Origin of the sequence: Amycolatopsis sp. NPDC051371 (genome assembly GCF_040682155.1) — a bacterium.
In the GTDB taxonomy this organism is placed as follows: domain Bacteria; phylum Actinomycetota; class Actinomycetes; order Mycobacteriales; family Pseudonocardiaceae; genus Amycolatopsis.
Window position 1 is genome coordinate 56,934 of record NZ_JBFBAG010000039.1, and the last position, 17,652, is coordinate 74,585.

At 69.5% G+C, this 17,652-nt stretch carries 17 protein-coding genes; 15 read left to right on the plus strand and 2 right to left on the minus strand.

Annotated features, from left to right (window positions below; translation table 11 throughout):
• Positions 1-76 precede the first annotated feature (76 nt).
• The 11 genes from AB0M59_RS37705 (at position 77) to AB0M59_RS37755 (ending at position 11,029) form a co-directional block, all read left to right on the plus strand.
• The gene (locus AB0M59_RS37705; protein WP_155542112.1) at positions 77-865 is read left to right on the plus strand and encodes an ABC transporter permease; all 789 of its coding nucleotides are present in this window, start codon (positions 77-79) and stop codon (positions 863-865) included.
• A complete protein-coding gene (locus AB0M59_RS37710; RefSeq protein WP_364521219.1) occupies positions 865-1,713 on the plus strand; it encodes an ABC transporter permease in 849 nt (282 codons plus the stop codon). Before AB0M59_RS37705 ends, AB0M59_RS37710 begins: the two co-directional genes overlap by 1 nt.
• The gene (locus tag AB0M59_RS37715; protein WP_364625001.1) at positions 1,710-3,032 is read left to right on the plus strand and encodes an MCE family protein; all 1,323 of its coding nucleotides are present in this window, start codon (positions 1,710-1,712) and stop codon (positions 3,030-3,032) included. The genes AB0M59_RS37710 and AB0M59_RS37715 overlap by 4 nt, the downstream gene beginning before the upstream one ends.
• Positions 3,029-4,066, plus strand: coding sequence for an MlaD family protein (locus AB0M59_RS37720; protein ID WP_364625003.1), 1,038 nt, complete (start codon positions 3,029-3,031; stop codon positions 4,064-4,066). The genes AB0M59_RS37715 and AB0M59_RS37720 overlap by 4 nt, the downstream gene beginning before the upstream one ends.
• Positions 4,063-5,094, plus strand: a complete 1,032-nt coding sequence (locus AB0M59_RS37725) for an MCE family protein (protein WP_364625005.1) — start codon at positions 4,063-4,065, stop codon at positions 5,092-5,094. Before AB0M59_RS37720 ends, AB0M59_RS37725 begins: the two co-directional genes overlap by 4 nt.
• A complete protein-coding gene (locus AB0M59_RS37730; RefSeq protein WP_364625007.1) occupies positions 5,091-6,284 on the plus strand; it encodes an MCE family protein in 1,194 nt (397 codons plus the stop codon). The genes AB0M59_RS37725 and AB0M59_RS37730 overlap by 4 nt, the downstream gene beginning before the upstream one ends.
• Positions 6,281-7,426 carry an MCE family protein gene (locus AB0M59_RS37735; RefSeq protein ID WP_364625009.1) on the plus strand — a complete coding sequence of 382 codons (1,146 nt, stop codon included), beginning with the start codon at positions 6,281-6,283 and terminating at the stop codon, positions 7,424-7,426. The genes AB0M59_RS37730 and AB0M59_RS37735 overlap by 4 nt, the downstream gene beginning before the upstream one ends.
• Positions 7,423-8,658 carry an MCE family protein gene (locus AB0M59_RS37740; protein ID WP_364625011.1) on the plus strand — a complete coding sequence of 412 codons (1,236 nt, stop codon included), beginning with the start codon at positions 7,423-7,425 and terminating at the stop codon, positions 8,656-8,658. The genes AB0M59_RS37735 and AB0M59_RS37740 overlap by 4 nt, the downstream gene beginning before the upstream one ends.
• Positions 8,655-9,137: a hypothetical protein gene (locus AB0M59_RS37745; protein WP_364625013.1), complete on the plus strand. Its 483-nt coding sequence runs from the start codon at positions 8,655-8,657 to the stop codon at positions 9,135-9,137. Before AB0M59_RS37740 ends, AB0M59_RS37745 begins: the two co-directional genes overlap by 4 nt.
• Positions 9,134-9,616, plus strand: coding sequence for a hypothetical protein (locus AB0M59_RS37750; protein ID WP_364625015.1), 483 nt, complete (start codon positions 9,134-9,136; stop codon positions 9,614-9,616). The genes AB0M59_RS37745 and AB0M59_RS37750 overlap by 4 nt, the downstream gene beginning before the upstream one ends.
• A 183-nt stretch (positions 9,617-9,799) precedes the next feature.
• A complete protein-coding gene (locus tag AB0M59_RS37755; RefSeq protein WP_364625016.1) occupies positions 9,800-11,029 on the plus strand; it encodes a DUF222 domain-containing protein in 1,230 nt (409 codons plus the stop codon).
• A 495-nt stretch (positions 11,030-11,524) separates the two neighbouring features.
• Here AB0M59_RS37755 and AB0M59_RS37760 read toward each other — a convergent pair whose 3' ends face one another.
• Positions 11,525-12,004 (minus strand): hypothetical protein, encoded by a 480-nt coding sequence (locus tag AB0M59_RS37760; protein ID WP_364625097.1) that lies wholly within the window; start codon positions 12,002-12,004, stop codon positions 11,525-11,527.
• A gap of 63 nt (positions 12,005-12,067) precedes the next feature.
• Here AB0M59_RS37760 and AB0M59_RS37765 point away from each other — a divergent pair, with 63 nt between their 5' ends.
• From AB0M59_RS37765 to AB0M59_RS37780, 4 genes are all read left to right on the plus strand, one after another.
• Entirely contained in the window at positions 12,068-13,309 is a 1,242-nt protein-coding gene (locus AB0M59_RS37765; protein WP_364625018.1) for an aminotransferase class I/II-fold pyridoxal phosphate-dependent enzyme, read from the plus strand.
• 116 nt (positions 13,310-13,425) lie between these two features.
• On the plus strand, positions 13,426-14,394 hold the full coding sequence (locus tag AB0M59_RS37770; protein ID WP_364625019.1) for a ferritin-like domain-containing protein: 969 nt from the start codon (positions 13,426-13,428) through the stop codon (positions 14,392-14,394).
• Positions 14,395-14,461: 67 nt separating this feature from the next.
• A complete protein-coding gene (locus tag AB0M59_RS37775) occupies positions 14,462-15,565 on the plus strand; it encodes an FAD-dependent monooxygenase (protein ID WP_364625021.1) in 1,104 nt (367 codons plus the stop codon).
• Positions 15,562-16,455: an aminoglycoside phosphotransferase family protein gene (locus AB0M59_RS37780; RefSeq protein WP_364625022.1), complete on the plus strand. Its 894-nt coding sequence runs from the start codon at positions 15,562-15,564 to the stop codon at positions 16,453-16,455. Before AB0M59_RS37775 ends, AB0M59_RS37780 begins: the two co-directional genes overlap by 4 nt.
• Positions 16,456-16,457: 2 nt before the next feature.
• Here the strand turns inward: AB0M59_RS37780 and AB0M59_RS37785 are convergent, their stop codons facing one another.
• A complete protein-coding gene (locus AB0M59_RS37785; RefSeq protein WP_364625024.1) occupies positions 16,458-17,495 on the minus strand; it encodes a LacI family DNA-binding transcriptional regulator in 1,038 nt (345 codons plus the stop codon).
• Between the last annotated feature and the right edge of the window lie 157 nt (positions 17,496-17,652).

Sequence of the window (17,652 nt, forward strand, 5' to 3'; positions counted from 1 at the left end):
TTAACACCGCTAACGAAAATCGGGCACCGGGTATGGAGAACACTCGGAGGTCAGCGACGACCTACTGGGAGGTGTGGTGAGCGAGAGCACGGGCACGCTCCCGGGAACCGCGGCCCTGACCCAGGTCGGCCGCCTCGCGACGCTGTCGTGGGAGGTCCTGCGCGCGATCTTCAAGCGCCCCTTCCAGACCCGCGAGTGGATCCAGCAGTGCTGGTTCTTCGCGAGCGTCACGATCCTGCCGACCGCGCTCGTCGCCATCCCGTTCGGCGCGGTGATCGCGTTGCAGCTCGGCTCGCTGACCGCGCAGATCGGCGCGCAGTCGTTCACCGGCGCGGCCAGCGCGCTGGCCATCGTGCAGCAGGCCAGCCCGCTGATCACCGCCCTGCTCGTCGCGGGTGCCGGCGGCAGCGCCGTCTGCGCGGACATCGGCGCGCGCAAGATCCGCGAAGAGATCGACGCCATGGAGGTCCTCGGCGTCAACCCGATCCAGCGCCTCATCGTGCCGCGGGTGCTCGCCGCGATGGTCGTTTCGGTGCTGCTCAACGGCTTGGTCAGCGTTGTCGGTGTCCTCGGTGGCTACTTCTTCAACGTCGTCCTGCAGGGCGGCACGCCCGGCGCGTACCTGGCCAGCTTCAACGCACTGGCCCAGGTGCCGGACCTCTGGGTCAGCGAGATCAAGGCGCTGCTGTACGGCTTCGTCGCCGGGGTGGTCGCCGCGTTCCGCGGGCTGAACCCGCCGCCCGGGCCGAAGGGCGTCGGCGATGCGGTCAACCAGGCCGTCGTCATCACGTTCCTGCTGCTGTTCCTCATCAACGTCGTGCTCACCGCGATCTACCTGCGGATCGTCCCGCCGAAGGCCATGTGATGACGGCGGAACCCCTTGACCACGACCGGACGCTCGAGTACATCGCGCGCCCGGGCCAGAGCTTGGAAGGTCTCGGCAAGCAGCTCGCGTTCGCCGCGAAGGCGCTCGCCTGGTCGCCGCGCACGATCCGCCGCTACAGCCGGGAAACGCTGCGGCTGCTCACCGAGGTCTGCTTCGGCACCGGCGGCCTCGCCGTCATCGGCGGCACGCTCGGCGTGATGATCGGGATGACGCTGTTCACCGGTCTCATCGTCGGCCTCCAGGGCTACTCCGCGCTGAACCAGCTGGGCACGGCCGCGCTCACCGGGTTCATCTCCGCCTACTTCAACACGCGCGAGGTCGCGCCGCTCTCGGCCGGGCTCGCGCTGAGCGCGACCGTCGGCTGCGGCTTCACCGCGCAGCTGGGCGCGATGCGGATCTCCGAGGAGATCGACGCGCTGGAAGTCATGGGCGTGCCGAGCATGCCTTACCTGGTGACGACGCGGGTGCTCGCCGGCGTCGCCGCGGTGATCCCGCTGTACGCGGTCGGTCTGCTCTCGAGTTACCTCGCATCCCGGCAGATCACCATCTGGCTCTACGGCCAGTCCGCCGGCACCTACGACCACTACTTCACGCTCTTCTTGCCACCCGGCGACGTCCTGTGGTCGTTCGGGAAGGTGATCGTGTTCAGCGTGCTCGTGATCCTCTCCCACTGTTATTACGGCTTCAACGCCAGCGGCGGCCCGGCCGGCGTCGGCGTGGCGGTCGGCCGCGCGGTGCGGACGTCGATCGTGCTGATCTCGGTGCTGGACTTCTTCTTGTCCCTCGCGATCTGGGGCGCGAACACCACGGTGAGGATCTCCGGATGAGGCGCGAGCTCTGGCAGCGGCTCCGGTACCAGGTGCTGGGGCTCGCCTTCCTGCTCGTGGCCGCGTTGTTCATCGCGTTCACGCTCGCCGTCTACAACAAGGCTTTCACGCCGGTGACGCTCGTGAAGCTGGAAACCGACCGCGTCGGCAGCCAGCTGCGCACCGGCGGCGACGTCAAGGTCCGCGGGATGCTCGTCGGCGAGGTTCGGTCGGTGCTGGCGAAGGGCGACCACGCCGAGCTGGAGCTGGCGCTCGACCCGGACAAGACGCACGTCATCCCGGCGAACGTGTCCGCGCGGCTGCTGCCGAAGACGCTCTTCGGCGAGCGGTACGTCTCGCTGCAGCTCCCCGAGACTTCGCAAGGCCCGATCAAAGCGGGCGACGTCATCCCGCAGGACCGCAGCAGCACCGCGATCGAGCTGCAGAAGGTGCTCGACGACGTGATGCCGCTGCTGCAGGCCGTCCAGCCGGAGAAGCTGTCGAGCACGCTGACCGCGGTGTCGACCGCGCTCGAGGGCCGCGGCAAGCAGCTCGGCCAGACCCTCGTGCAGCTGAGCGACTACCTCGGCAAGCTCAACCCGTCGCTGCCGGACGTCAAGGCCGACATCACCGGACTCGCGAACGTCGCCAACACCTACAACAAGGCGGCGCCGGACCTGCTGCAGGCGCTGTCGGACCTGACGACGACCAGCCGGACGATCGTCGACCAGCGCGCCCAGCTGACCGACCTCTACGCCACCGTCACCGCGGCTTCGGTGGACCTGACGAGCTTCCTGCAGGTCAACAAGGACAACCTGATCCGGCTCACCACGGCGGTCCAGCCCACGCTGGACGTGCTCGCCAAGTACGCGCCCGAGTACCCGTGCCTGCTCGAACAGCTCGCCGGCGAGGTCGCGCCGGCCGAGCTGGCGTTCGGCAAGGGCACCGCGCACCCCGAGGTCAGCAGGGTCACCATCGAGTTCGCCGCCAGCCGCGGCAAGTACCTGCCCGGCGTCGACGAGCCGAAGTACGAGGACAAGCGCGGGCCGCGCTGCTACCCGCAGGTCCCGAAGCCCGGAGTGTGGCCGCAGTACCCGCCCGACGGCGCGATCAAGGACGGCTCCAGCAAGCCCGCGCCGCCGAAGTCGCCGTCCGGTGAGCTGCCCGCCGGTGGCGGGGCCATCGGCGGCGACGGCTCGATCGTCGGCTCGTCCTACGAAAAGGACCTGATCGACCTGCTCGCCTCGCCCGCGCTCGGGACGTCGCCCGGTGACGTGCCCGGCTGGGCGGGTCTGCTCGTCGGGCCGCTCTACCGCGGGGCGGAGGTGGAGCTGAAGTGAGGAGTTTCGTCCCGTCCCTGGTGAAGCTCGCGGTGTTCGCCGTCGTCACCGTGCTGTTCACCGGCGTCCTCGCGGCCACCATCGCGAACACGAACTTCGGCGAGACGTCCGGCTACCTGGCTAAGTTCACCGACGCCTCCGGCCTCAAGGAAGGCGACGACGTCCGCATCGCCGGGGTCAAGGTCGGCCAGGTCGACACCATCGGGGTGGTCGAAGGCGAGCAGAACCTCGCCGAGGTGCGGTTCGACGTCGAGCACGCCTACCGGCTGCCGGAGACGGTGACCGCGACGATCAAGTACCGCAACCTCGTCGGCCAGCGCTACCTCGCGCTCGGCACCGACGTGCCGGGGGAGAAGGCACTGCCGGACGGCGGCACGATCCCGCCCGAGCGCACCAAGCCCGCGCTGAACCTGACCGTGCTGTTCAACGGGTTCAAGCCGCTGTTCAAGGCGTTGAGCCCCAAGGACGTCAACCAGCTCTCGGCCGAGATCATCAGCGTCTTCCAGGGCGAGGGCGGCACGATCACCAGCCTGCTGCAGCACACCGCGTCGCTCACCACGGCGATCGCGAGCAAGGACCAGGTGATCGGGCAGGTCATCGCGAACCTCAACACCGTGCTCGGCGTGGTCAACCAGCACGGCCCGCAGCTCGGCGACCTCATCGAGCAGACCCAGAAGCTCGTCAGCGGGCTCGCCGAGCAGCGCAAGCCGATCGGCGACGCGGTCAGCGCGCTGGGCGACCTCGCGGTGTCCACGACGGGCCTGCTCGCCGACGCGCGCCCGGCGCTGAAGGACGACGTCGCGCAGCTCGGTGTGCTTTCGCAGAACCTCGGCGACTCAGGCGTGCTGCTCAACCACCTGCTCGAGGTGCTGCCGGGCAACCTGCAGAAGTTCACCCGGACCCTGAGCTACGGCAGCTGGTTCAACTACTACCTGTGCGGGATCACCGGCACCATCGGCATTTCCTCGCTCGACATCACCCTGCCGATCATCCCGATCCCGGGCACCCAGCGCGCGGAGAGGTGTGGTCCGTGAAACGGCTGAAGGATCGCAACCAGGCCGCGGTCGGCGCGGTCGCGCTCGTGCTGATCGTGCTCGTCACGGCCACGACGTACTTCTCCGACCAGCTCCCGTTCTTCGGCAACGGCACGACGTACTCGGCGTACTTCGGCGAGTCCGCCGGCCTGGCGCCGGACAACGAGGTCGAGGTCGCCGGCGTCAAGGTCGGCACGGTGTCCTCGGTGGCGCTGGCCGGCAAGCAGGTGCTCGTGCGCTTCCGCGTCAAGGACGTCCGGGTCGGCGACGCGACGACGGCGTCCATCGAGATCAAGACGCTGCTGGGGGAGAAGTACCTCGCGCTCGACCCGAAGGGTGGCGGCGCGCAGGAGCCGGACGCGACGATCCCGCAGGCCCGCACGCGCACGCCGTTCCAGCTGCAGGACGCCTTCGAGCAGCTGTCGACGACCGTCGGCGACATCGACACGAAACAGCTCGCGGACAGCTTCAACGCGTTGTCCGACAGCCTCAAGGACAGCCCGCAGTACCTCAAGGACACGCTGACGGGCTTGTCGTCTTTGGCTCGCACGGTCTCTTCCCGCGACAACGACCTCCACACGCTGCTGGCGAACACGAGCCAGGTGTCGAAGACGCTGTCCGACCGCAACGCCCAGCTGCAACGCGTGATCAGCGACGGCAACCTGCTGCTCACCGAGCTGCAGAACCGCAAGACCGCGATCCACGCGCTGCTCACCGGCACCCAGCAGCTTTCGCAGCAGCTGTCCGGGCTCGTCGCGGACAACCGCGCGCAGCTCAAGCCGACGCTGGACAAGCTCGGGAAGGTGACCGACATCCTGCAGCGCAACCAGGGCAACCTCGACCAGAGCCTCAAGCTGATGGCGCCGTTCGCCCGCGTCGGCGCGAACGCCACCGGCAACGGCCGCTGGTTCGAGGGCTACCTGTGCGGGCTGCTGCCGCCGACGATCACCGCGGGCGGCCTGCACATCAACCCCGAGGGCTGCACCCCGCCGATCGCGGCGCCGAACCAGGGGGTGGGCGGCCGATGACCATCCGGACCTACCGCGGGCGCAGCCTGGTGACCTGGCTGGCGTTCGCTTGCGTGCTGGCGCTGGTCGTCACCGCCGGGCTGTGGCTGGTGTTCCGCGCGTCCACCGGCACGACGCTGTCGGCGTACTTCGGCAAGACCGTCGGGCTCTACGCGGGTTCGTCGGTGCGGGTGCTCGGCGTGCCGGTCGGGCAGGTCACCGACGTCACGCCGCAGGGCGACGCGGTGCGCGTGGACATGCGCGTCGACGCGGTGCAGCTGCCGGCCGACGTCGGCGCGGTCGTCGTCGCGCCCAGCCTGGTCAGCGACCGGTACGTCCAGTTGACCCCGGCCTACGACAGCGGGCCGACCCTGGCCACCGGCACGGTGCTCGCGAAGGACCGCACGGCGACGCCGGTGGAACTGGACGACCTCTACTCCAGTCTCGACAAGCTGTCGACGGCGTTGGGTCCGAACGGCGCCAACAAGGACGGCGCGCTGTCCGGCGTTCTGGACACCGCGGCGAACACGTTGAAGGGCAACGGTGCTTCGCTGAACTCGACGGTCGGGCAGCTCGCCGACCTCGCCAAGACGTTGGACGGCTCGAAGGACGACCTGTTCTCGACCGTGCAGAACCTGAACTCCTTCACCGGTGCGCTGGCCCAGAGCGATCAGCAGCTCAACGAGTTCTACGGCCGCGTCGCCGACGTCAGCCAGTTCCTCGCCGCGGACTCCTCCGACGTCGGCGCGGCACTGCAGTCCCTCGGCGGGGCGCTCGGTGACGTCCAGCAGTTCGTCAACGACAACAAGGGCGCGCTTGAGTCCAATGTGGACAAGCTGGCGTCGCTGTCGAAGGTCCTGGTCGACCAGCGCGCGTCGCTCGCCGAGGTGCTCGACATCGCCCCGACCGGCGCGACCAACTTCATCAACTCCTACGACGCCGCGTCGGGCACGATCGCCGTCCGCGACAACCTGAACGAGCTGACCAACCCGCCGATCCTCACCGTGTGCCGGCTGATCAGCGCGGGCACGCCCAAGGAGGTCCCGGACACGCTGGGGAACATCTGCAAGCAGCTCGCGCCGGTCCTCGACGGCGCGTTGAAGCTGCCGACGATCCCGCAGGTGCTCAACTCCCTGCAGAACGGCACCCTCCCGCCGTTGCCGCTCCCGCTCGTCGACGTGATGGAGCAGCTCGCGGGGGGTGCGAAGTGAAGCGGCTCGCGGGAGTGCTCGCCGGCGTGCTCGTGCTGGCGGCGTGCAGTGACGGCGGGTTCAACGGCCTCTACGGCACACCGCTGCCGGGCGGCGCCGACGTCGGTGACCACCCGTACCACGTAACCGCGCTGTTCACCGACGTCCTCGACCTCGTTCCGCAGTCCAGCGTCAAGGTCAACGACGTCGCGGTCGGGCGGGTCGACAAGATCTCCCTGACGCCGGACACGCGGTCCGCGCTGGTCGCGATGACGGTCAACGGCGACATCGCGCTGCCCGCGAACGCCCGTGCCGAGCTGAAGCAGTCTTCACTTCTGGGAGAGAAGTTCGTCGAGCTGAGCGTGCCTACCGCGGAGCCGGCGTCCGGTCGCCTGGGCGACGGTGCGCAGATCCCGCTCGGGCGCACCAACCGCAACCCCGAGGTCGAGGAGGTGCTCGGCGCGCTATCACTGCTGCTCAACGGCGGCGGCGTCGAGCAGATCCAGAAGATCAGCCACGAGCTGAACGACGCGCTGTCGGGCAACGAGCCGGAGATCCGCGCGCTGCTGTCGCGAGTGGACGAACTGGCGACCCAGCTCGACGGGCACCGGACCGAGATCCTCCGCGCGATCGACGGGCTCGGGAAGCTGTCCCACACGTTGGCGGGCCAGACGCAGAACCTGTCGAACGCGCTCGACAACCTCGCGCCGGGCCTGAAGATCGTCACCGACCAGCGTGACCAGCTCGTCGGCATGCTCAACGCGCTGAACACACTCTCCGGGGTCGCGGTGGACACGGTCACGAAGAGCCGTGACCAGCTGGTCGCGAACCTCAAAGCGTTGCAGCCGACGCTGACCAAGCTCGGCGAGGCCGGTTCGAACCTGCCCAACGCACTGCAGATCCTGCTCACGTACCCGTTCCCGGACTACGCGGGCAACGTGATCAAGGGCGACTACGCGAACGTCGAGGCGAACGTCAACCTCGACCTGGACACGCTGATCCAGAACTTCACGAACTCGTCGCAGCCGCCGATCGCGCTACCGTCCGGGCAGACTCCCGCCGTCGCGCCGCCGTTGCCGCTGCCCGACCTCGGATCGGGTCCGCAGGCCGCGGGCCCGAACCTGCTGGGCGGCCTGCTCGGGCTGATCGGGGGCGGCAAGTGACCACGCGCAAGATCCGCGTCCAGCTGTTCGCGTTCGTCGTCATCGCGGTGGTGTCGGTCGTCTACGCCGGCGGCCACTACGCCGGGCTCGACCGGCTCTTCGGCAACCGCGGTTACGTCGTCACCGCGCAGCTGTCCGACTCCGGCGGGATCTTCGTCAACTCCGAGGTCGCCTACCGGGGTGTCACGGTCGGCCGGGTCACCGGGATGACGCTGACCGAACACGGCGTCGACGTCGCCCTCGACATCGACGCGGGCGCCCCCGACATCCCGGCCGACGCGCACGCCCAGGTGGCGAACCGGTCGGCGGTGGGCGAGCAGTTCGTCGACCTGCTCCCGCAGCACGACGGCGGCCCGTTCCTGAAGGACGGCTCGGTGATCACGGTCGACAAGACGTCCCTGCCGCCGTCCCCGGACACGGTGCTGTCCCACCTCGACGACCTCGTCGCGAGCATCCACCCGGACTCCCTGCGGACGGTCGTCGACGAGACGTACAACGCCTTCGCCGGCGCGGGCCCGGAACTGCAGCAGCTGCTGGACAGCACCGGGTCGCTGACCGCGGTGGCCGCGCAGTACGTCCCGCAGACGCAGGGCCTCCTCGCGAATTCGAGGATCGTGCTGGACACGCAGGAGCGTCAGGCCGCGAACATCACCGACTTCGCTTCCGGGTTGAAGACGATCGCCGGCCAGCTGAAGGCGTCCGACCCGGACCTGCGGCGGGTGATCGCGGAGGCGCCGAAGCTGAGCCGGCAGATCAGCGACGTGCTCGCGGCGTCCGGCACGGATCTGGGCGTGCTGTTCGCCAACCTGCTGACCACCGCGCAGATCACGACGTCCCGGAAGGACTCGATCGAGGAACTGCTGGTGGCCTACCCGATCATCTCGGCGTTCTCGCCGTCGACGTCCCCGGACGGCACCGGGCACCTGGGCGTGGTGCTGAACTTCTTCGACCCGGCTTCGTGCACGAAGGGCTACGAAGGGACGAAGCAGCGTCCGGCGAACGACGAGTCCGAGGCGCCGGTGAACATGAACGCATACTGCGCCGAGCCGCCGGGCAGCCCGACCGGGGTGCGCGGGTCGCAGAACGCGCCCTACGCGGGCAAACCGCCGGCGATTCCGGCCGCGCCTGCGCAAACCGCATCGACGCCTTCGCAGGCCCAGCTCCCGGGAATGCTGAGCCTGCTGACCGGACCGTCGGCGGGTGGGCTGGGCAAGCTGCTGGGCGCGTCGTGAAGGTTCTGGTCGTGGCCGCGGTACTTTCGGTGCTGGCGGCGGGTTTCACGGGCTGGTCGTGGTGGCGTGCCGCTGCCGACGATTCTTATGCCCGAGGCCGCGAGCGCGACGCGGTGCTGGCGGCAGCGGGCCCGGAGCTGGTCACGCTGAACACGATCGACTACCGCTCGGCGGGCGCGGACGTGGACCGCTGGATCGCGGCGACGACGGGGCAGTACGGGAAGGATCTTTCGGGCGATCGGCAGGTGCAGATCGACCGGGCTACCACGGCTAAGACGGTGTCGACGGCGTCGCTGGTCCAGGCTGCGGTGACGGAGATCGACGTCTCCCACGGGACGGCGCGTCTCCTGGCCGTGCTGGACGTCCGGGTCTCGACTGGTGGAGCGGCGGTTTCGCCTCGCCTTAACCGGTTGACTGTGGACGTTTCACGTTCTTCGGCCGGCTGGAAGATCGCCGGCGTCCAAGCGGCGGGCTCATGAGGCGCGTGCTGGCGGCGGTTGTGGTGGTGGCTCTGGGGTGCGCCGTGTGGTTTGGCATCGAGACGGCATCGCTTTCTCCGGGTGACAATCTTGCTCTGGTCGATACCTCGGCTACTGCTTCGGTTTCCGCTCAGGTGAGTGACGCCGTGAAGGCGGTTTTCTCTTATGACTACGCGAATCTGTCTCGTACCGAGCGGGCGGCTTCCGAGGTCCTGACTGGGGATGCCGTTAAGCAGTACCGGGATCAGTTCGCTTCGGCGCGGACTCGGGCTACGGCGGAGAAGTTGGTGCGTACTACGACTGTTCGGGCTGTGGGGGTGCGGACCTTGGTGGGCGATGATGCTTCGCTGTTGTTGTTTCTGGACCAGCAGACGGTGACGCAGGGTGGGGGAGCGCCGTCGTCTTCGGTGGCTCAGCTGGCTGTTACTGCTAAGCGGATCGATGGGCGCTGGAAGCTTGCGACGCTGACGGCTCTGTAACGGGGCATTCCCGGGGTTTTCAAGATGCGGCTTCGCCGGGGCGTAGGAAATCGGCGCTATCTGTTGTTGCCTTCCGCTCGGTGCGAGAGCGCCGATTCCCCACGCAACGATGCGCCTGCCGCGTCTGCCGCTTCTACCTGATCGAGTGATGACCAGGCGTTCGACAGCCGGTAATCTTGGTGTGTGGACAGCGAAACGGTGTGGAAAGCAGATGCGGTGGCCCTGGCCGACCGCATCTCCACCCTGCTCACCGTCGCGCGGTCCGCTGAGGCCGAAATCGGTTCACTGCTGGCGGAAATCGAGTCCCGCGGTGTCATGGAACTCTTCGGATACCGCTCTGTCGCGCGGCTTTTCGAGCACCTCGCCGATGTTCCCAAAGCTGCCGCCGAGACCGTAGTCAAACGAGCCCGAGCCCTCACCCCCGGTCACACCCTCGACGGCACCCCGATTCCCGCCGTTGCTCCCGCCACCGCCGCCGCCGCGCTGGACGGACGGTTGAGCACCCCGATGATCGACACCATCGTCGGCGTGATGACCCAAGTCCCGCCCGAACACCGCGACGAGGCCGAGCAGCACCTGCTGACCTTCGCCTCCGAGGCCGGACACAAGCAGGTCGCCGCCCTCGGGACGCGTATCCTGGCCCACCTCGACCCCGACGGCGCCGCACCCGACAGCGCCGAACCGGCCACCCCCAGCCGTGAACTGTCGTTGCGCCGCAAAAGAACCGGGATCTGGGAACTGAACGGGCGTTTCGACGACGAAACCGGCACCCGAGCCAGCGCCCTGCTGGACTCTCTCGCGCAACGCCGCACCACCGACGAAGGTCCAGACCTCCGTTCCCCGCAGGAACGTTACGGCGATGCCTTCTCCGACGCGATCGACCTGGCCCTCAACTCCCCAGACCTCCCGCTGCAGGCCGGTGAACGAGCCCACATCATGGTCGCAGTATCGCTGGAGGACCTGAAGTCTGGCGTCGGCCGGGCCATCCTCGGCGACCTCGGCACGATGTCCGCGGCCGAGGCCCGCATCCACGCGTGTGACTGCAAGCTCATCCCCGCGGTGTTGGGCACGAAGAGCGAGCCTCTCGACCTGGGTCACCAGCGACGCTTGATCTCCACCCCGCTGCGCCACGCGCTGTACCTCCGCGACCGTGGCTGCGCCTTTCCCGGCTGCCATCGCCCGCCGCGGCACTGTCAGGGTCACCACATCCGGCATTGGGCTGATGGCGGCCCCACGGAATTGGGCAACCTGGTCCTGATGTGCGCGCATCACCACCGACTGTTGCACCGTTCCGGCTGGCAAGTCCGCATCGCGGCAGACGGCCTCCCCGAGTTCCTGCCACCGGTGTTCCTGGACAAACGCCGAAAACCCAGGCGCAACAACCTCCACCAACCGCTGCCGTTCGCGGCGTGAGCAACCGAACATGGGATAGACCCGCAGCCACCGGCTCCGGGCCTACACCCGCGCCCGACCTTCGGCCCGCGGCAGACGATCCGAACCCAACATCGCCGGACGGCCACATCACGCCACCGCAGTCCACCGTCCCACCGACCACAACGGCCGACCGTCGCCGGCGGCGGCCCGAACGCTCCGATGGTCCAGCTCCTGATGGAGTCGTCTCGGTGCGCGGAGCCCGCCGACCGGAGCCCGGCACCGTCGCCGAACGCCGACTCACTCTGCTCGGCTGGCCTAGCGACTCGTTGCGATAGAACTCGCCGTAGACCACTGCACCCTCTGACTCAGCCGTCCCAGACGGCGGTGCCCCACCTCAGGACCTTGGCGCCCGAGCCCGACGTAACCGGCCCCCCGCCGACTTTCGGCCCAATGGGCGACCCCGGCGTAGCCGGATCACGCCATCGGCCACTACCCACTACGTGGCCCACCGCACCGAAGCCCGCTCAGACCGACCTATCCATCCCAGACCGCTGCACCCTGCCGGACTACTTCCACCCCCGATGGAGACGTCACCGGCCACATCTCCACCACGTACCGGTAATGCTCCCCGTACTCGTGGTCGTTCCAGTCCACCGACGGCGGCCCGGCCGGCACGTACGACACCCGCGCCCGGTAAAGCCCCGGCAGCACCGAAAAGAACTTTTCCTGCGATGGGTAATCAGCAGGACCGGAAATCACGAGTTTCCCGCTCGGAACCGGAAGATCCGCTTCCACGACGTGCTCGGCGTCGGCCGCCAACGCAGGCGGTGCGGGGAGGAGCGTGATCGACGACTCCACCAGGTCCGAGCGCGCCGTGGCGATTGCGAGGCCGCCTGGCTCCGCGCCGATCCGGTGGGATTCCACCGCGAGCGCCGTCCAGCCGCTGCCGTCCAGCCGGGAACCGGAGTCGCGTAACGAGAACTGCCGCTGGTCGGCGTGGACTACCAAGTGCACACCAACCACCCTAGCCAGGACCCGCCCCGAAATGGTATCGACGCCGGGTTTAGCGTTGACGCCATGACCACTGCTTCCGTCGACGTCGACACTGCCCGCCGAGACTACGCGGCCCTGGTCGACCGGGGCCTCTCCCTCGACATCACCCGCGGCAAGCCCTCGCCGGCGCAGCTCGACCTCGCGAACGGCCTGCTCGACCTCCCCGGCGACGGCACCTTCAAGGCCGAGGACGGCACCGACGTCCGCAACTACGGCGGCCTCAAGGGCCTGCCCGAGCTGCGCCGCATCTTCGCGGGCGCGCTGCAGGTCCCGGTCGAGCAGCTGCTCGCCGCGGGCAACTCCAGCCTCGAGCTGATGCACGACGCCGTCGTCCAGGCGCTGCTGTCGAAGCTGCCCGGCGCCGAGCGCCGCTGGGCCGACGAGCCCACCCTGAAGTTCCTCGCCCCCGTCCCGGGCTACGACCGGCACTTCGCGCTCACCGAGCGCTTCGGCATCGAGCTCGTCCCGGTGCCGATGACCGACCAGGGCCCCGACATGGACGTCGTCGAGCACCTCGTCGCCGAGGACTCCGCCGTCAAGGGCATCTGGTGCGTGCCGAAGTACAGCAACCCCACCGGCGTCACGTTCAGTGACGACGTCGTCAAGCGGCTCGCCACCATGACCACCGCGGCGCCCGACTTCCGGATCTTCTGGGACAACGCCTACGCCGTGCACCACCTGACCGACGACGAGCCGGCCCTGGCCGACGTCCTCGCGCTGGCCACCGAGGCCGGGAACGCCGACCGCGTGTTCGTCTTCGGCTCGACCTCCAAGATCACCTACGCCGGGGCCGGCGTCGGCTTCTTCGGCGCGTCCGAGGCCAACCTCGCCTGGTGGGTCGGCAACATCGGCAAGCGCACGATCGGCCCGGACAAGGTCAACCAGCTGCGTCACGCCCACTTCCTGAAGGACGAGGACGGCGTCCGCGCGCACATGCGCAAGCACGCCGAGGTCATCGGCCCGAAGTTCGCGGCCGTCGACCGCATCCTCACCGAGGAACTCTCGGACCTGGCGACCTGGACCAAGCCGACCGGCGGGTACTTCGTGTCGCTGACCGTGCCCGAGGGCACCGCGAAGGAGGTCGTGCGGCTGGCGAAGGAGGCCGGCGTCGCGCTGACCCCCGCCGGGGCGACCCACCCGCACGGCGACGACCCGGCCGACGCGGTCATCCGGATCGCGCCGACGTTCCCGGTGCTCGCCGACGTCGAGGAGGCCGTCCGCGCGCTCGCCGTGTGCGTCCGGCTCGCCGCGGCCGAACGCGCCTGACCTGGGCAAACGAAATCGGGAAGAACTTTTTTCCGATTTGACCGAGCCGGGGGCCGTCCAGGTACGTATCACCGTTGGGTGAGGTGGACGAACTCGTCACGAGAGGACGTCCCCCGGTGTTCGGAAAACGCTACACACAGCAGCTCGTCGAGCGCAGCGCGGAGAACGCGACCGACCGCCGCCGCTTCCTCAAGGCTGCGGGAGCGGCGGGGCTCGGCGTCGCGGGCGCCGGTGCGCTCGGAACCGCGCTGTCGCTGGGCCTCGGCTCGGCGGGCGCGACTTCGCAGTACCCGGAGCAGAACGCGCAGGACGCCGCCGCCAGCGACGCCGCGGTGCTGAACTTCGCGCTCAACCTGGAGTACCTCGAGGCGAACCTGTACTCGTTCGCCGTCTACGGCTACGGGCTGAACGAGAAGTACGTCAACGGCGTCGGCAACCTCGGCAAGGTCTCCGGCGGGCACGCCGTGAAGTTCAAGAGCGAGCACACCAAGCAGATCGTCCAGGAGATCGCCGGCGACGAGGTCGCCCACGTGACGTTCCTGCGCAAGGCGCTCGACAAAGCCGCCGTCGCGCAGCCCGAAATCGACTTCCAGAACAGCTTCACCGCCGCCATGCAGGCCGCGGGAGTGATCAAGGAAGGCCAGACCTTCGACCCGTTCGCGAGCGAGAACAACTTCCTGCTCGCCGCGTTCCTGTTCGAGGACGTCGGCGTGTCCGCCTACAAGGGCGCGGCGCCGCTGGTGAACAACAAGACCTTCCTCGACGCGGCGGCGGGCATCCTCGCGGTCGAGGCCTACCACGCGGGCATCGTGCGCGGACAGCTGTTCGAACGCGGCCTCGGCGACGTCACGAACAAGATCTCCGACGCCCGCGACAGCCTCGACGGCAAGGCCGACGACGACGAAGGCGTGCTCAAGGACGGCAAGGCGAACCTCGTCCCCGCGGACGCCAACGGCATCGCGTTCGGCCGCTCCGCCGACCGCGTGCTCAACATCGCCTACCTCAACCCGGACAAGGTCTCCTCGGGCGGCTTCTACCCACGCGGCCTCAACGGCGACATCGCCACCAGTGGCGCCAAGGAGTGAGCGCCGCGTGCCGCCGTCACGGTAACGTCGTGGTCGGCGGCACGCGGAGTCCACGAGGGGGAGCACGGTGCGAGTTCTGGTCGCGGGTGGCGGGATCGCCGGCACGGTCACGGCGATGGCGGCGAAGCTGGCCGGGCACGATCCGGTGGTCTTCGAGGCCTATCCGGCCGGCGGGGACGACGTCGGCGCGTTCCTCACGATCATGCACAACGGCATGGACGCCCTGCGCGCGATCGGCGCCGACCGGCCGGTGATCGACGCGTCCTTCGCGGCGTACGGCGTCGAGCTGGTCGCCCCGAACGGGGAAACCCTGGGGCGGCGCGAGTTCGACACCGACGGCGTCGACAGTCCGCGCACGCTGACCCGCGCGACGCTCTACCGTGTCTTGCAGGACGAAGCCGCGCGCCGCGGTGTGCCGCTGGAGCGCGGAAAACGCTTGGTGAGCGCGAAGCCGGGGCCGGACGGCCTCACGGCCGAGTTCGCCGACGGCACCACCGAGACCGGGGACGTCCTGGTCGGCGCCGACGGCCTGCGCTCGGTCGTCCGGCGGCTGATCGACCCGGCCGCGGACGAGCCGCGCTACACCGGGCTCACCGTCGTCTACGGCTACACGCGCGCGCCCGATTTGCCGTCGGCGCCCGGAATCTACCGGATGGTCCGCGGCACCAAGGCGGCCTTCGGGTTCACGACCGACCCGAACGGCGCCACGTTCTGGTTCGCCCGCATCCCGGACCCCGAGCGGTCCCGCGAGGAGATCGCGGCCGTCACCCCGGCCGGCTGGCGCGAGTTCGCGCACGCGGCGTTCGCCGGGGAACCGTTGCCCTGCGCCGAAATCATCGCCGCCACCGGCGACGAGGTGTTCGGCGGCCATTCCTACGACGTCCCCGAGACGCGCGTCTGGTCGACGCGGGAGATGGTCCTGACCGGCGACGCCGCGCACGCTGCTTCGCCGGCCGCGGCGCAGGGCGCGTCGATGGCCATGGAGGACGGCGTGATCCTGGCGCAGTGCCTGCGCGACCTGCCGGATTCGAAGGCGGCCTTCGCCGCGTACGAGGAGTTGCGGCGCGAGCGCGTCGAAAAGCTGGTGAAGTCGAGCGCGGGCGGTGACGTCGGCGAAAAGCCGGGCTGGCTCTACTCGCACCACATCGACTGGGACGCGAAGATCCGGTGAGCACGCTCGGGCCGCCGCCCCAGCGCATCGCCGTCGAAGCGGACCAGGTCCGCAGGCTCGTCGCCGAGCAATTCCCGCAGTGGGCCGGTCTCGAAGTCCGTCCTGTGGCGAACGGCGGCTGGGACAACCGCACTTTCCACCTCGGCGACACGATGTCGGCGCGGCTGCCCAGCGCGGCCGAGTACGCCTTGGCGGTCGCGAAGGAACAACGCTGGCTGCCGGCACTCGCGCCTCAGTTGCCGCTGCCCATCCCCGTTCCGCTGGCGGAAGGCCGGCCCGGCGCGGACTTTCCGTTCGCGTGGTCGGTCCACCCGTGGCTCGACGGCGAGCCCGCGAGCGCGGACCGCATCGCCGACCCTGTCCGGTTCGCGGCCGACCTGGCCGGGTTCTTGGTGGCTTTGCAGAGCGTCGACACCACCGGTGCGCCGCGGCCGGGCAAGCACAACTGGTTCCGCGGCGGCACTTTGGGCACCTACGACGAGCTGGTTCAGCGCGCACTCGACGGCCAAGGCTTGGCTCGCGAGATCTGGACGACCGCGCTGGCCGCACCCTGGGACGGTGTGGAGCGCTGGTTCCACGGTGACGTCGCCGCGGGGAACCTCTTGCTCCGCGAAGGGAAGCTGGCCGCGGTCATCGACTTCGGCACCTGCGGCGCCGGCGATCCGGCCTGCGACCTGGCGATCGCCTGGACGCTGCTGACCGCCGACGGCCGCCGGGCGTTCCGTGCGCGGCTGGCCGTCGACGACGCGACCTGGGCGCGCGGCCGCGGCTGGGCGCTCTGGAAGACGCTCGGCACCTGCGCCCGCACCCGGGGCCGCGCCGACCGCGAGGCGGTGGAGGCCCGGCGCGTCCTCGACGAGATCTGCGCCGAGTATCTGACCGGCCGCTGATCTCAGGCGCCGCAGGAGTCGCGGATCACCAGTTTCGTCGGCAGGCGCACGGGTTCCGGTGCCTCCTGGTTGTCGATCATCGCCAGCAGAGCCCCGGCCGCCGCGGTGCCGAAGCCCGGTTTGTCCTGGGCCACCGTCGTCAGCGCCGGGTCGACCAGGGACGCCACCTCGATGTCGTCGAAGCCGACGACAGCCAGGTCGGCCGGTACCCGCAGCCCCGCCGCGCGGGCGGCCAGCAGGGCGCCGACCGCCATCTCGTCGCTGGCCGCGAACACCGCCGTCGGCGGGTCCTTGCGGGCCAGCAGCCGCCGCATCCCGACGAACCCGCTCTCGCGGTAGAAGTCCCCGGTGACCACGAAGTCCTCGCGCGCCGGCAGCCCGGCTTCGGCCAGCCCGCGCAGGTAGCCCTCGGTGCGGGCGGCGGCGGGGGCGTTGCCGCGGGGGCCGGTGATCGTCGCGATCCGGTCGTGCCCGAGAGCGGCCAGGTGCCGGACGGCTTCCGCCGCGCCCGCCGCGTTGTCCGAGGTCACGTAGGTCGCCCGTGGCCCTGACAGCGCCACGTCGACCGCGACGCACGGCAGCCCGGACTGGGCGAACGCGGTGAAGGCCTCGGCGTCGGTCCCGCTGTCGATCAGCACCAGCCCGGCCAGGTGGTGGCGCCGGGTCATGCTCACGTACGCGATCGGGTCGGCCAGCGACACGCCCGGGTTGCGGTCGCGGGCGTCGTCGCTCGTCGCGAGCATCAGCAGGTGGTAGCCGTGCGAGCTGAGCGCGGACTTGAGGCCCAGCAACAGGTCCTGCAGGAACGGGTGCCGCCAGCCGGGCCGCCGGTGGTCGGTGTCCCAGACCAGCCCGACCATCGCCGAGCGCTGCCGTGACAGGGCCCGCGCCGACTCGTTCGGCGAGAAGTCGAGCTCCCGGGCGACGCGCTCGACGTTTTCGCGCGTCGTCGCGCTCACCGTGGCGGGGCGGTTGAACACCCGCGACACGGTCGCGACCGAAACCCCGCAGAGCTGGGCGATCTCGCGCGCCGTGACCATGGCGACCTCCTGTACTGTAACCGGTTACATTCCTAGCACATGATCTCTGACTGGGTAAATGCCGAGGCACGTTACTATTTCGTTACTTGACGAACGACCACTGGGAGCGCTCTCATGGGTCCCGCGTTTTCCGATCGGCCCGCAGAACAACGGAGAT